Annotated in this window: 5 protein-coding genes; all 5 read right to left on the bottom strand. The window is 39.4% G+C overall.

Annotation, left to right across the window (positions count from 1 at the left end):
* Nucleotides 1-4: 4 nt before the first annotated feature.
* Genes BLS69_RS23410 through BLS69_RS23390 form a run of 5 tightly spaced genes read right to left on the bottom strand, consistent with a single transcriptional unit; the run spans nt 5 to nt 16,059 of the window.
* A complete protein-coding gene (locus BLS69_RS23410; RefSeq protein ID WP_091036983.1) occupies nt 5-3,763 on the bottom strand; it encodes a non-ribosomal peptide synthetase in 3,759 nt (1,252 codons plus the stop codon).
* A gap of 20 nt (nt 3,764-3,783) precedes the next feature.
* Nucleotides 3,784-4,710, bottom strand: coding sequence for a GNAT family N-acetyltransferase (locus BLS69_RS23405; protein WP_176872969.1), 927 nt, complete (start codon nt 4,708-4,710; stop codon nt 3,784-3,786).
* A 44-nt stretch (nt 4,711-4,754) separates the two neighbouring features.
* The gene (locus BLS69_RS23400; RefSeq protein ID WP_091036977.1) at nt 4,755-6,422 is read right to left on the bottom strand and encodes a carbamoyltransferase family protein; all 1,668 of its coding nucleotides are present in this window, start codon (nt 6,420-6,422) and stop codon (nt 4,755-4,757) included.
* A gap of 53 nt (nt 6,423-6,475) precedes the next feature.
* On the bottom strand, nt 6,476-12,217 hold the full coding sequence (locus tag BLS69_RS23395; RefSeq protein WP_091036974.1) for an SDR family NAD(P)-dependent oxidoreductase: 5,742 nt from the start codon (nt 12,215-12,217) through the stop codon (nt 6,476-6,478).
* Nucleotides 12,205-16,059, bottom strand: coding sequence for a type I polyketide synthase (locus tag BLS69_RS23390; protein WP_091036972.1), 3,855 nt, complete (start codon nt 16,057-16,059; stop codon nt 12,205-12,207). The genes BLS69_RS23395 and BLS69_RS23390 overlap by 13 nt, the downstream gene beginning before the upstream one ends.

The raw sequence follows: 16,059 nt of genomic DNA, 5'->3' as shown, positions 1-16,059 counted from the left end.
TCCTTTAGACCGTGTTCATTCTATAATATTCCACAAGCTGTTGTACTGAATGAAGATATTCTTCTAAGAGCCGTTCCAGACGTTCATCCCTAATGTAGGATGCATTGAATTCTATAGTTAAACTAATATCTTTCCCATTTCCATCGACGAAAAATAGAATGACATCATATAACTCTAATGGATTTAGTGACTGCGTGTACTTTTCCTTCTTACCTATTAACATACGAACAGTTTCTTGCAAGTTCTCATTCTTAGTAACTTGCTTCTCTAAAGGATATCCTTTTCCACTAAGAGCTACTTTCGTATCTAAAAACAGTGTTGAGAAGGAATCAATGTCATCTACTCTCATTTGTATCGGCACAAACTCATTACTCATTTTGAATATCGTATCAAAATCTAATTCAGAAGAAGTTGCTTCTGAAAGTTGATATAGGAACATAGCAAGCAAGATAACATCTACTTCCATCCGCTCAAGAGTCGCAATACCCTTAAGTGAAGAGAGTAATTCACCTGCAAACGACATTTCAAACCCTTTAGATACTCGCTGTCTTCTTCCTTGTCCCGTTAGAACTGCTTCAAACATAAAACCATTTGTTGTCCTATGTGATAACGAATTTGTACGTTCAGAAAGAAGTAGAGCCATCTCTCTTATTGTTGGATTTGCAAATAAATCAGTAATTAAAGCGGAACTTGAAATCTGTTTTTGTACTTTCGCTAGAAGGCGCATCAACAAAATAGAGTTCCCACCTATATCAAAGAAATGGTCAAGTATACTTATCTCATTGCTATTAATTTTTAAAACATCGCTCCACAACTTAATTAACTGCTTCTCCATCTCGCTCTGGGGGGTAACAAGGTCCTCGTCCCTTTGAATTGTTGGTTCTGGCAACATGCTTAAGTCTACTTTTTGATTAGATGTCAAAGGTAATTCTTTCAGCGGGACTAAAAAAGTTGGAAGCATATAAGAAGGTAAATACTTTGATGCAAATACCTTTATTTCGGATAAATCTGTTTCAGTGGAATCCAGTATTATATACGCACATAAACACGGTTGACCGCCAACCTGCTTTACAGTAACTAATGCATGTCGCACTGAAGGATGCTCAATTAGTACATGTTCAATCTCTCCTGGCTCAATACGATAACCACGTATTTTAAGCTGATTATCTATTCTCCTCAGGTAATCAATCTCTCCATTAGGCAATCGCAGCACCAAATCACCTGTTCGGTAAATTCGTTCTTGAGTGTTGGTAGGATGTTTTATAAACCTTGCCGAAGTTAGCTCTGGTTGCATCCAATATCCTCGTGCAACGGCAATTCCACCGATATATAATTCACCTGGAACCCCTACTGGCTGTTCCCGTAAAAGAGAATCCATTACATATAAATTCGTATTGTCTATCGGTCTACCTATAGGAATGCGAGAGGAGTTATTCTTATACTTAAATTCGTGATATGAAACATCTACTGTAGCCTCAGTTGGCCCATATAGATTAACTAATTGTACCCATGGAAGAACTTTGGAAAATACCTGTGCCTGTTGAATTCGTAAAGGTTCTCCACTAGAAAACACAACACGAAGTGAGCGAATTTCTTCGCTCACTTCGTGTTGTTCTAAGTACTCTAGAAATAATTGAAGCATGGATGGGACAAAATGCATGACCGTGACACCGTACTGTTTAATAGCTTGAACAATCGCAGCCGGATCTTTCTCCTCTCCTTGCTTTAGAAAAGCAACGGATGCTCCTGCTATTCCCCACCAGAATAGTTCCCAAACTGACACATCAAAACTGATAGATGTTTTCTGTAGAACAACATCTTTTTCACTTAGCAAGTAACGCTTTTGCATCCACTGAAGTCGGTTAATCACTGAACGATGTTCAATCATAACACCTTTTGGATTGCCAGTTGAGCCTGATGTATAAATTATATATGTCAAATCTGTAGGTCCACTTCTTGCTTTCAGAAGAGAATCTGTCCCTTGATATAGGTTAGGATCAGTTAGATCAACCACTTCTCCTGAGTAAGTTATTTGATTACGACCATCGGTCAGAAGTATCCGTGTCTGACTGTCATTTAATAGATAGGTAATCCGCTCCTCTGGATAAGTAGGATCAATTGGAACATATGCGCCGCCTGCCTTTAAAATACCAAGTAGCCCGATCATCATCTCAAACGATCTCTCCACCATGACTGCAACAGGTTGATCAGTCGTAACTCCTTTGCTAATAAGTTTATTGGCAAGTTGATTCGCCCGATCATTGAGATCACGATACGTAATTGAACGTTCTCCATACAAGACTGCAATCTGGTCTGGCGTCCTCACTACTTGTTTTTCAAATAACTCATATACAGTTTTTGAAGATGATATCTCATGATTTACTTTCCCTTGATGGCTTATTAATTTTGATTTCTCTTTTTCTGATAGCCAGTCGATTTCATCTACTGAGTTTTCAGGATAGGTAAACTCTATGAGCGTTAAGATATAATGATCTAATACAGATTCAACAGTCGACTGATCAAATTCTATGGAATCAAACTGTAATTCTAGTTCTAACCCGTTAAACGGATATACAATAAGTGCCATTGGAAAAGTTAATTTTTTGTATGTGGAATCAAGACGCATAGTATATTGTTGGCTAACAACATTGTCTAAGGGATAGTTTTCAATAACTACAATCGTGTCAAATAACAAGTTACCCACAGGTTTTCTGCTGGCCGAAATGATATCTGCTAAAGGAGTGCTCTCGAATGCTTCGCGCCCCTTTAGACTCTCATCAATGTAAGACACAACTTCTTTTATACGATCTCCCATGACGCTCTTCACACGCAACGGTATCGTATTACTAAATAATCCAGTCATCCGATCAATTCCCGCAATATTAGCCTTGCGTCCGGATACTGTTGTTCCAAAAACAACGTCCTGCACATTACCATAACGTTGAAGTAGCACAGCCCATGCAGCATAGAATAAAGTAGATAACGTTGTTTGCAAATGTTGTGCAGTCTTCTTAAGCGAGAGAAAATCTGAGTCCGAAATCTTTCTACGAACTGAACCCTGGTCTATTTCTTCAAACTTATTTGATTGGACTCTTGAAGCTCTCTCGCGTTTCTCCCGGGGGATAATTGTCATCCATTCAAATTCCGATAATACGGATTCCCAATATGCGTTCTGCTCCTTACTCGATTGCTTCTGATACCAACTAACAAAAGTTTTATAGGAGGTCTTTGGTTCAAGAACAGATGCTTTTCCAGTCAAAACCGATTGATAGATCGTAACAAATTCCTTCAAGAGAAGACTCGTACTCCAACCATCCAGAATAATATGATGGTAAGTAAGAGTCATTTCTACTTCATTGTTGGGTAAACGACAAAGTAAGATTCGAAATGGGCTATTCTGGAGGTTTATGTGCAACCGCTCGTCTAAACGATGATGCTCAAGTGTCTGTATCAATTGGCGTTCTGACATATTTTTAAGGTCATATTGATTCAATTGAAGTTCCTTTTTCTTTAGTATGATTTGTACCGGAACCTCAATGCCTTCCCAGCGAAATACAGTACGTAAAGGTTGGTTACCCTCCACGAGAATATCCCAAGTTTTTTTTATTACCTCAAAATCTGTATTGCCATTTAAGTGAAATGAAATTTGCTCACAATAACTTCCAGAATCAGATAGATAATCATACAATAGCCCTTCTTGTGGAGGACTTAATCCGATAATATCTTCTACTCCGTCTCTATTTATCTTTTCAGATGCCTTCATCTTGTTCCTCCTTAATTGGACTACTGAAAAGTCATTCTAAACTCGATTTGTTCCTGAACATCTTTAAATTCGGCTCGCTTATATAAGCGCATGGCTCTTTCATTAGAGTCAGCCACATGAAGTTGAGCTGCACTAGCACCGATATCAGATAAGTATTGAAGCCCCTGAGTTAATAATGCACGAGCAACCCCTTTGCCCTGATATTCTTGTAAAGTAAAGATGTCATCGATATAGCCTTTTTCTTTTCCTGGATCATAATGCACCATAATCAGTCCAACCACATTGTTATTTAAATTTTTTGCAGCGTAGGTTCTCCATGATGGTAAAGCTTTTAACGCACTCAATTTATCTAAGGTTGGCGTTTCTTCAGGGAAAGCCTCTTTCTCTAGTTTGAGAAACAAATCCTGCTCCTCCAATGAATCAATATCCCACTGAATTATATTAAAATCCGACAACTCATGATTTTGGGATACATCTTCCAGACTCTTCTCCAGCAACCAGTATCCCTCAACACGGTAGAATCCCTTACTTTTCACAAAATCCAGTTGTCGGTCTAGTGTTCTGTAATGCTGAATACACCATTCAGCATTACGCAGAGGATACTGATTTAACAATTGTTGACCTCTTATACGAAGCGCATTAAATAAGGCTTCATATGTCTCTCGTGGATCCTGAATTTTCAGAGAGACGTTCATATCAAAATAAATAGTGTGTGGCAGTTCAATAGGGTCATTGTTTAAAGCCAATCGGGGCAGGACATGGCCGTAACCGGTTATTTCACCATTAGAGTACGATACAAAAATATTGTCATCTTTTAGTTCCGGATTATTCAAGTAAACCCAGTTGGCCCATACAGGATAATCTGGATATACCTCTCGGGTATGGTTCTCAATTCTTTTTAAATCTTCAAGTATAGTAGTTTGAAAAGGTTTAATGTTCATCGACATGCACATTTCCTCCTAAATTTTCAGACTTGAATTGAGTTGATGTGCTAAACACCAGATTTGCTCAATACAATATCCTCCATAAATAATTTATCAAGCCCACTTGTCAAGAAAGTGCGAACAGCATCATATGGAGAACTTACCATCGGTTCACCTCGTAGATTAAATGACGTGTTCAGTACCATTGGAATCCCGGTTTTATTCTTAAACTCTTTAATTAGCTGATGATAGAGCGGGTTGACCTCTTTCGTCACTGTCTGCGGTCTTGAGGATCCATCAACATGTACAATACCTTCAATATTAGGCCGTTTCTCCTTCTTAACGTTCATCGATTGTAACATGAATCTAGAAGGGTTCATTTGTTCAAACCAGTCATATGCATTCTCCTCTAGTACAGAAGGGCCAAATGGTCTAAAGCTCTCTCTGAACTTTACATTAAGGTTCATATGATCTTGAATGTTAGGAACGGATGGATTAGCCAACATGCTGCGATTCCCTAAAGCTCTAGGACCGAATTCAGAGCGCCCTTGGAACCAACCAACCGATAGACCTCTAGCAAGATATTCGCTTGCAAGCTCAGTCGAGTCGTTAACTAGTTGGTACTTCAACCCAAGATGGTCAAGAGTTTGGCGAATCTGATCATTATTAAATGAAGGACCAAAATAGTTATGAGAAAGCCTATTTATTGTGAAACCCAAACGAGCCGAAACTTCTGCTGCTGCACCGATTGCTGCTCCAGCATCGTTGGCCGCAGGCTGAATAAACAAATCATCGATATAACCGGAACGCTTAAGCTTACCATTGGCTACGCAGTTTAGAGCTACACCACCAGCAAGGCATATATTACGTGAGCCTGTGCGTTCTACAAGCACTTTTGCAAGATTTAAATAACACTCTTCAAGTTTTTGCTGTGCGGAAGCAGCTAGATTCCAATGAGTAATATCGAAATTAAGATGTTCAGTAGTTCTGTGAGTAACTGAATTGTACTCACGTACTCCAATATTTGGTTTTAGACCAAGACGAAGAAAATCACGTTTCCATATATTCTCAACTTGCGTAATATGCAATGATGGATCAATTTTCATCCTATAACCTTTTTCAGGATCTATAGAAATACGTGAGAAATCATAGACTGCCTCACCGAACGAGGCTAATCCCATAGTTTTACCAGCGTCATCCCAAGAAAACCCTAAGTATTCTGAAACAGTCGAATAAAACCCACCTAACGACTCATTATGATGGATAGATTCAAGCTTTTTTAAGTGTCCATCTTTCCCATGATAAAGTGTTGTACTACAGTCTTCTCCGGCACCATCCACAACTAGTACACCGGCCTCTGTAAATGGAGAGAAGTAATAGGTACTTGCTGCATGAGCCAAATGATGATCCACAACCTCAATCTTCGGCAACTTGGTATATGGAATTTTATTTTTTGGAAACAAGTTTGAAGGATTGTCAAAATAGTCAGGAAATTGTACTTTAGTTGAGGGAATAAGCGATTTATCCCAACTTAAAACGATATAATCCACTTCATCTAAGCCTATTCCTTCCTGTTGTAAACAATACTCGATTGCTAGAAAAGGCATCTGACCCCCAGGCGAGTGAGGTATACGTGACAATCTCTCCTCTTCAACCATTGCAACAATACTTCCTTCTTTCATTAAACATGCAGCTGCATCATGTCCAAGTGGACCTGTAATCCCCAATATATACATTTAAATTATCCTCCAAGCCTATTCTTTTGATATTCTAAGTTAGTTAAAACTAGCTAAGTTAATTGCTCAAGGGCAATAGATAGTAGCTCACTTGTTTTCTTTCGTACATTCATGCTAAACGCATCTATCTCTTTATAGTCAATCTCCTGTTTTCGGAAAATTCGAGAAACAAATTTTGATACGAAGTTTGCTGAAGCGTCTATTATAGTTTCAGAAGCTTCTTTGGTCTCTAGATGTTGTTCGGTTCCTTGTAAGAAATCATTGGTTAAAGAAGTTAGGAATAGTTCCTTACCCCCTAGCAAGATGTAGAGTTCTCTGATTTTCTCCTCTTCGGTGTCTGCATCTATTCTATTCCAATTTGTCATTAATTCGATTTCACTACCCACCTGTTCTTCTTCCAACAATGTCTTAAGCAAAACCTGAAGCTCTTGCCTAATTGATTCCACACTTATAGTTGAATCGAGATTTCGCTCTAAGGTAATCAATACTCTTGAAGACGTTGGAAGACCGCTATAAATCTCTTCCAAGGTAGAGTATGGAGCTCTAAATGGCCCGTAGGATATCAAAGAACTAGGCTTTGTTTGTAAATGATTATGGTTAATAATAGAGTAGTTCTTTGATTTTTCATCATATCCGGTAATAACAGTCAAATGACTAGTGTGTTCTTTTAAATAGAAGGGCGTATAAAATGAGTAGAACTCATCAAAGCCAACCATAACGGGCTTCTTTTGAATTAATAAACTGCGGATCGTTTCATGGATCTTTGAAATATGATTCACAGGTGTTTGCTTAATGTAGAAGCCGAACTTTTCAAGTAGTTGATAATCCGTTTCATAACCAAAAATATGAGACTCTTTTCTTAGAGAATAAGGATAGCCCTGTGATGCAAGATTATAGCCACGCTTCATACCCATAAATAATTTAAAATATGGAATCAAATCAGAGTATTCGTTACCGAATTGAATCGCAAATCCTCTATCATAGCAATTCAACTGTCTCCAAGATAATTCTTGCACTTTTTCATACGTAGACAAATCAATAGACTCTTGTTCTGGAACATCTACCGGAACATCCAGACTTTGATCATCAGAAAGAAGAGCTTCCTCTTTAACTGGCGATATTATCTTTGCTGATAGATCCTTCGCTTTATACGAAGGCAGCGTATTCATGTAATTAGCAAGCGTATCTATAGTGTCATGCTCCAGCAAGTCAGTAATGCTGATTTTTTCGTTCATATGCTCGGCTATAGTACTAACGATCTGAATCGCAAGAATTGAATCGCCTCCTAGACTGTAAAAATTGTCTTGGATATTAATACGTTCAACTCCGAGTACTTTGCCCCAAACCGCAGCAAGTTGATTTTCAGTTTCACTATAATTACTGGACGTTCTACCTTCGAGTGTAATAAACCTCAGTTTTTTATCTTTTGAATCGGTTTTTAGACTATGGTTCCTTTTTAACCCTTGTCGCTTCAGCCTCATAGTAATCTCGTCTGACATTAACATAGGACCTTGTCCATTATCTTGAATTAAATCATAATTTAGCTCACCAATAATGACTCGATTAGTAGGAGATTGCAGGGCTGTACCAAAACCAGCCAACGCCTCCTTGGTTGTTATTGATTTAAAGACCCCGTCATGATTGACTCCGTAATCGACCGCCATCCCAATTTCTTTCCAAGAAGGCCAATTAATCGTAAGAGTCCGGCCACTTCCTTGTTTTTCACGATAAGCTGCAAATGAATCAAGGAATGCGTTAGCTGCAGTATAATCTCCTTGCCCAGGACCAGCTAAGAAAGCTGTCACAGAAGAAAACATAACAAAGAAATCAAGTTTATCTTCCCTCGTCAAATCATCGAGCAACAATGTCCCTTTGACTTTAGGATCAAAAACTTCACGGAAGGAAGACTCTTCCTTTCGAATAAGAAAGCCATCTCCAGCAACACCTGCACTGTGAATGACGCCTCGAATCGGTCCGTAAAGGGTACGAATCTCTTGAAGTGCGAGCCGCAGATTTTCCTGCTTTTCTACATCCGCTCGGACTAATAAAACTTGCGAGCCTATATTCTCAATATCTTGTAGCAGTCGCAGCTTGTAAGACATTTTCTCATCTGCGCTGTTTTCCAGTATGGTAGGCCATTGAGATTGATCCGGAAATGGAGAACGGTGTAGCAGCACAAGTTTTATCTTTTGACGGACGGCTAGCCATCTTGCAACTTCTAATCCTATCCCGCCAGTTCCACCAGAGATTACATAAACGCCATTCTCTTTTAACTCGACTTCCTGTAGATCAGATTCCTGAGAGCACGGAGAAATCTCTTCTACATATCGTTTTCCATCTCTATAGGCTACCGCATAAGGATATTCTCCTGCACTCAATTCCAGCAACAGCTCATTAGCACCAGCTGTTTCATCGAAATCGATAGCTCGACAATTCCATCCTGGATATTCTGAGACCACTACTCTGCCAAGCCCAAACAATGCCGCATTTATAGGTTGAATCATGGTTTCTTGAGAGGTAACTTCCCAGGCGTTATCCGAAACTAAAACGATTTCATTTATTTCTGGCCGTCTGCTCTTCTCAAGAGCTCGAGTGATTCGGAATAAATCATATACCCCATGCTGTTCACGTAAGTGAATTTCGTCATAAGTTGTCACTTGAGATTGACGCAAAGTACACAGGTGCACGATTTTAGAGAATGACATGTTCCGGGTCTCCATGAATAATTGTAGATAATCTTCTTCTGACCCACTGACCGTATAATAGGAATCATTGTGTTGAATAAACTGATCTGATACTTCTACTTCGAGTACCAAACACCCTTCTGACCGCAGCCGCTCAACGAGCTCATTCTCACTCGAAGATCGTCCTCTCAGAATACAGATTTTCTCTTGATTCAAATCTGTTTTCGGATTTGGATGTTCAACTTCTTTCCAACCAATTTCATGGAATAAAGGAGCCTGTTCGTTTGGGTCTAATAGACTCTGAGATTTTCCATTGAGTCTTTTAACCGTAAACTTCTCGATCTCAGCTAGGAGATTTCCTTGCTTATCCAGTATTTTTACCTCATAGATTAAAAGCTCTCGAGAATTCGTCTCTAATTTACGTACATAAGAAATTATAGACTTCGGTAAATGTTTAAAAATGCGTAATCGACTATAAGTAAATGCAAGGTACAAATCACCTTCTCCAGCAAGAAGGTCAGATACCGCACCAGTTGCTTTGTCTAATAGTGCTGGATGAATTTGATAATCCTCTATTTCTTTTGAGAACTCATCTGGTAGTTCTAGTTCCACCAAAGCCTCTTGTTTCCCCGTGCGCAAGCTCACAATATTTTGAAAGCGTGGTCCGAAATCAATTGAGCGTTCATTTAAAGGAAGAATAGGTGCATCATTCAGTCGCACCACTTCTGAACATCTTAATGCGATCTCACCAAGATCATATAAAGTTTGCTTCATTTCAGAAGTTGTGATTAACTCGCCCATAGCATGCACGGACCAATCTTCATCACTGGTATTTGCTATAGCCCTACTACTAATCGTAAAAAGTAATCTTCGATCTTCTTCAAACAATGTAGTGCGTAACATTTTGGTTTCACCCTCATCAACAACAAAAGGGAACAGGAATTGAACTTCTTCAACTCCTCCTGCTGGTACACCCAAATAATGTTTGCTAGCCTCTAATGCCATCTCCACATAAGCTGTACCTGGAAGCACTGCTTTACGATCGATGACATGCTCTCTTAACTCCCAATGTCTTTCTATGTTGAAATCGGTTTCATAAATACTCTCATTATTTACTCGTCCCATATATCGGTCGAGCAAAGGCGTGTTTAAAATTTTTATCTTGTCCATTTTTTGTGAAAGCAAATGCTCACCATTCGCCCAATAACGAAGTTTGTCAAACGGATAAGTTGGTAATGGTAAAGAATAGAAAACCGTCTGTTTGTAGAGTACATTCCACTCTATTCTCGCGCCAGAGATATACGCTAGTGCAATCTGTTCACCTGAATCTTTGGATATACCTGAAGAGACCAACTCTTCCAGATCCCCATTTATACCTTCACTCAGACGCAGAATATCATTCTCTGTGAGTTCTCCGTCTTTTTTCTCTTTCATATGAAAAATCAACTTATGAGAACCATAATAGCTATACGGTATTTGAGTTGGGATGTCATTAAGTTCGTTGATCGATGCTAACCATAATTTATGAAGTAGCTCTTCTGCCGTTTCCACTAGAAACGCTAGACGAATGGGATAATGTCTACGTCCCGTATTAACCGTATAGCAAAGATCAGTAAGAGATACATTCGGATGATCACGTAAATAATGAGTATAATTTCTCAACAGCTTTCGGAGTGCTGTTTCAGTTCGAGCAGAGATCATGAATAGTTCGGACCCGCCTCTAGGAATAGACGACTTTTGAATCGGAGCCTCTTCAAGAACCACATGCACGTTTGTTCCACTAAAGCCGAAAGCCGACACCCCTGAGCGCCTTGGTGTGCCGTCTGTTTCCCACTCTCGTAAACGATCATTCACGTAAACAGGGGACTCTGCAAAATTGATATACGTATTAGGTGCCTCAAAAGAAAGGGTTTTTGGCAACTTCTTGTGCTTCATTGCTAATACAACTTTAATCAAAGATGCAATCCCTGAAGTAGCAACCGCATGGCCAATATTCGTTTTGACTGATCCAATACCACAAAACTGGCGTTTATTGGTATACCGACTGAACGCCTTAGTCAAACCCTTAATTTCGATAGGATCACCGAGAGGTGTACCTGTTCCGTGGGCCTCAATATAGGAAATAGACTCCGGTGGAATTCCCGATGCTTCCCAAGCAGATGTTAGCACTTCTGCTTGGGAATCTGCATTTGGAGCTGTTATACCATTAGAAGTACCATCATTGTTCATGGCACTTCCTTTAATAATTCCGTGTATGTGATCATGATCTCTTAGTGCTTTATCTAGTGGCTTCAACATAACTACACCGAAACCTTCTGACCAACAGGTACCTTTAGCATTGCTGTCAAATGCTCGAATTTCTGCTTCTCCTGACTCCATTACTAGTCCTTGTCCTGCAGGGAAGAAGAAAGCGGATATCCCACCTACTAATGCATGTTCGAATTCATTATTACGTAACCCCTGACATGCTAAATGAAGAGCTACAAGAGATGAAGAACAAGCCGTATCTAGAACTAAACTCGGACCTTTCAAATTAAGTAAATACTGGATACGACTTGATATTATTCCGGTATGCGATCCGGTCATTGATAACTCATCTTCTTCAGCGAGGAGTTTACGATATTCATTATTGTAATTTGTTTCTTGACCCACATAAACAGCTGTTTTAGTGCCACTTAGTCTTTCACTACCTATACCTGAATCCTCCATTGCTTCCCATGCTGTTTCTAGAAAAAGCCTTTGCATAGGGTCCATTGTCTCCGCTTCACGTCGTGAAATGCGAAAAAAGGGAGCATCAAATCGATCAACCTGATTCAGATAGCCTCCTTTACGATATTGAACATCTGGGGGGATAAATGGATCCGTATCTCGCCTGCGATTGAAAGAAAAGTCTCCCATCGTTCTAACGCCAAGAACCAAATTATTCCAGTACTCTTCAAGGTTTTCTGCTCCTGGTAGCTTACAAGCCATGCCTATGATCGCAATATCTTTTGAAATGATATCCGTATTCTGATTTTCTTGATGAAGATCTTTGAGAAGCACCTTTGCTTCCTCTTTAGGTAAATGATTGGTAGCAACCTGTTGCAAGATATAATTTGTTACTTTTTCCATTGATCTTCACCTACCGATTTCATTAGTTGATTCGCCTCTTCAATCGAGAGTTCCCCTTCTGATAGCCGATCCAGTAACTCATCCAAAGAATCATCCTTGGTTTCCACGCAGATCTCACCGGTTAACCGGCTTTCAATGTATTCTGACATTAAAGATATAGTCGGATATGAAAAGATATCAGTTATGTCAAGTAAAGTTGGATAAGCCTCATCTAGAGCACGAAGTAAGTGTGTTGCCAAGATAGAATTCCCACCAATATCATAAAAATTGTCATGAACACTAACCGATTCTAATCCCATTAGATCAGACCAAATGAAAGCTACCTTCTCCTCAATAGTACTAAAGCTCTGTTTACCTTTTAATTGAACTTCAGTTACCTTTGCTACCTTAATAAAATCGCTCTCTTTCGCCTCTATGTTACTCCCAACACTGACAGCAATCATATTTTGAAGTTTAGGAGAAAGATAATCAAAACGATCATTAGTCATTACCTCAACCATCTCTTCGTGTTTAAGCTCACCAACAACCACGTTTGACGCTTTTGTATGAATAATGTTATCAAACGCAAGTAGTGCCTCTACCGTGTATAACTCTCGGAAGTAAGAATCGTTCTGTACATTATAATCAATTGCCATACCCGTTTCTTTCCACATCGCCCAATTTATACTTAGCGTACGCCTTCCCTGCTTCGTTCTAGCTTGAGCGAACGCGTTCAGATAAGCATTAGCTGCGGTATAATCCCCTTGGCCTACAGCTGCCATCAAGGTCGAAATTGATGAGAATAGTAGAAGAAAATCAGGTGGATCATCTATTGTTAAACGATCGAGTATCCAAGTTCCGCGAATTTTAGGAGTCAGTACCTCATTAAATACCGTTTCTTTTTTATTGATAATGAAGCCGTTCCCAGCAACCCCAGCACAGTGAACAATTCCGTTTATTCGGCCGAATTTTTGTTTTATATCAGCAATTACACTGGACATTTGTTCTTCATTAGCAACGTCTGCGCTATAAAACATAATTTTTGATCCGTTATTTTCGATTTCAAGTAGATTGAGTATACTTTCTCTTAATTTTTTGGGAATATTCTGATCCAATTTCTTTTCCCATAAATCCCGATTAGGGAACGAAGAACGGCTAACAAAAACCAAGTTTAAATTATGTTTTGAAGACATAAATTTGGCAATTTCAATTGCCATTCCACCTGTTCCACCTGTAATCAAGTACGCACCTTCATTTTTAAAAGCAATTTGTTCCTGACCATGTTCTTGAGAATTAAGTGGTCCGAGCATTTCTGTATAAAACTGTCCCTCTCGGCTTGCCAGAATATATGGTAACTCTTCGTTAACTAATACATTTGTTATATCCTGATCACTTGTACTCACATCAATGTCTAGGTATCGACACACGAGATTTGGATATTCATGCGATATTACTTTTCCTAATCCCATAAGTGAGGCCGGTTCAGGAAACAAAGATTCCTCGCGTTTTGTCACTTCATTAACGTTGTATCCTAACAATAATAACTGAACTTTGTGTTTCCATTTTTTTCGAAGTAGTGCCTTGGTTAAATAAAATAGACTGAGTACTCCCCGATTTTGTGACTCGTCCATTTCTTCTAATGAAGATATTGTATGTCCGAACGACAGAGACGACATATGAACGACGTGAGTAACTTTCTCGATCTTTAGTTCATCTAACAATTGATCATAATCTTCCTGACTATGGCTCAATACATATGAGGTCTCACTCACTTTTTCAAATTTAACACCGAAGTTCACTTCTATCACTCGTAAACCATCACGGACTAAAGTTTGTCTATACAGATCTGCTCGCCGATATTTGTCTTTCATTAACAGAATAGTACCATTTATAGAAGTGTTCATATCAAGAGATTCTTTTGGGAATGATCTCCATGATATTGAATGGAAATATAGATCCTGCGCCGGAATGTTCAACCAGCATCTGGTCTGTTCAAACGGATACACCGGAATTCGTATACGTCTTCCTTCCGGATAAATACGATCCCAAAGTACATCTTTCCCTTTAACATAAGCACGAGCAAGCTCTGTTAGATCCATCATTTCGCTCTCGTTATGAATTGAATCAACTAGATGTGACATTTGCACTGTTTCTTCAAAATCTAATCCCTGATTCCTCTTCCCATTAAACTCAGAATATGCCACATTAGATATATCTGCCTCTTCAATACCTAGCTCCGCTAATTGTTGAATAGTATTTCTTAAATCATGATGATTCGAAAAGGTAATTGCCAAACGATAACTATGATGCCCACGTCCCAATGAGGCTGTGTAGCATAAATTCAGTAAATCGATATCATGAGTCTCTGCCAACCACTTATCATATTCTTTAATTAAACACTCAAGTGACCATTTACTTTCAGCAGAAATAGGAAGTATCATTTCATTTCCTGTAGAAGTATACTTCCCATTTCTCACATTTTCTTGTGGCCTCTCTTCAAGAACAATGTGACAATTTGTACCGCTTAAACCGAATGAACTGACCCCAGAGAATCTAATTGAATCTTCATTTTCTACCCAATCCTTCAATTCATCGACAACATAAAGTGGTGAACTTTTAAAGTTTATTTTGCGGTTCGGCCTCATAAAATGAAGGGATGGAGGAAGTTTTTGATGATACAAAGCTAGTGTAGTTTTAATCAAACCTGCAATGCCTGCACAGCTTCCTAGATGACCTAAGCTTGTTTTAACTGAACCGATTCCACAAAACTGTTTACGCTCTGTATGGTGTAGAAAGGCTCTTGTCAGTCCTTCTGCTTCGATTGGGTCACCTAAAGTCGTACCCGAACCATGAGCTTCAATATAAGAAATTTTAGAAGGATCAATACCTGAATCTTGCCAGGCACGCAAAATAACTTGTTCCTGTGCAGATGCGTTTGGCGCAGTTAGCCCAATTGAGCTTCCATCCTGATTGACCGCGCTTCCCTTTATAACGGCATAAATGGAGTCTCCATCTCGAATTGCACGGTCTAGCGATTTGAGGACAACTACACCTACGCCCTCTCCGTTTCCAGCACCATCCGAGCTATCATCAAATGATCTTGTTTTATAATCGGAGGATTCAATCCCCATTCTCTCTCGGTCAGAAACTTTCACTGGGAGTAGATGTAGTTCAATCCCTCCGGCAATGGCCATATCACACTCTCCACTTCGAATTGCTTTAGAAGCAGAGTGGATCGCCACAAGTGAAGAAGAACAGGTCGTGTCTACTATAATGTTCGGCCCACGCAAGTCAAGTAGGTAAGATAGTCGGCTGCCAATGATTGCTTTCATATTTCCCGTAACTGCAAGTGACATTGATTCAGGTTCCAATTCTGCAATGTAGCGCTTATAGTTTGTCTCGGTGTCAAAATCATTACTAAATCCGAGATAAACTCCAGTATTTGAACCGGTGAGAGCATTTCCACCATATCCTGAATCCTCAATTGCTTGCCATGCCGCTTGCAAAAACAGTCTTTGACATGGATCCATTAAAGATGCTTCCCGGTGAGATAGACCGAAAAAACGGTAATCAAAAAGATCAATCCCTTCGAGGAATGCCCCTTTTATGTATGAAATATTTTCATAACTCAGTCCTTTACCTCGTAAAAAGGGATCCGTATCTTTACGTCTAGATATTGGAAATTCGCGAATGGCATCCTTACCACTAGCTAAATTCTCCCAGAAAGCATTCGCACTATCCGCCTGAGGAAACCGGGTAGACATCCCGATAATAGCAATGCTCTTCTTCGATACACTCTCCAGCTTTATTTCAGGCTCATTTGCTCGCTTCTCCATAATTGAGAAACCTAATAAATTGTCCAA

Origin of the sequence: Paenibacillus sp. CF095, from assembly GCF_900101225.1 — a bacterium.
GTDB lineage: Bacteria > Bacillota > Bacilli > Paenibacillales > Paenibacillaceae > Paenibacillus.
This window is presented reverse-complemented; position numbering and strand designations above follow the sequence as displayed.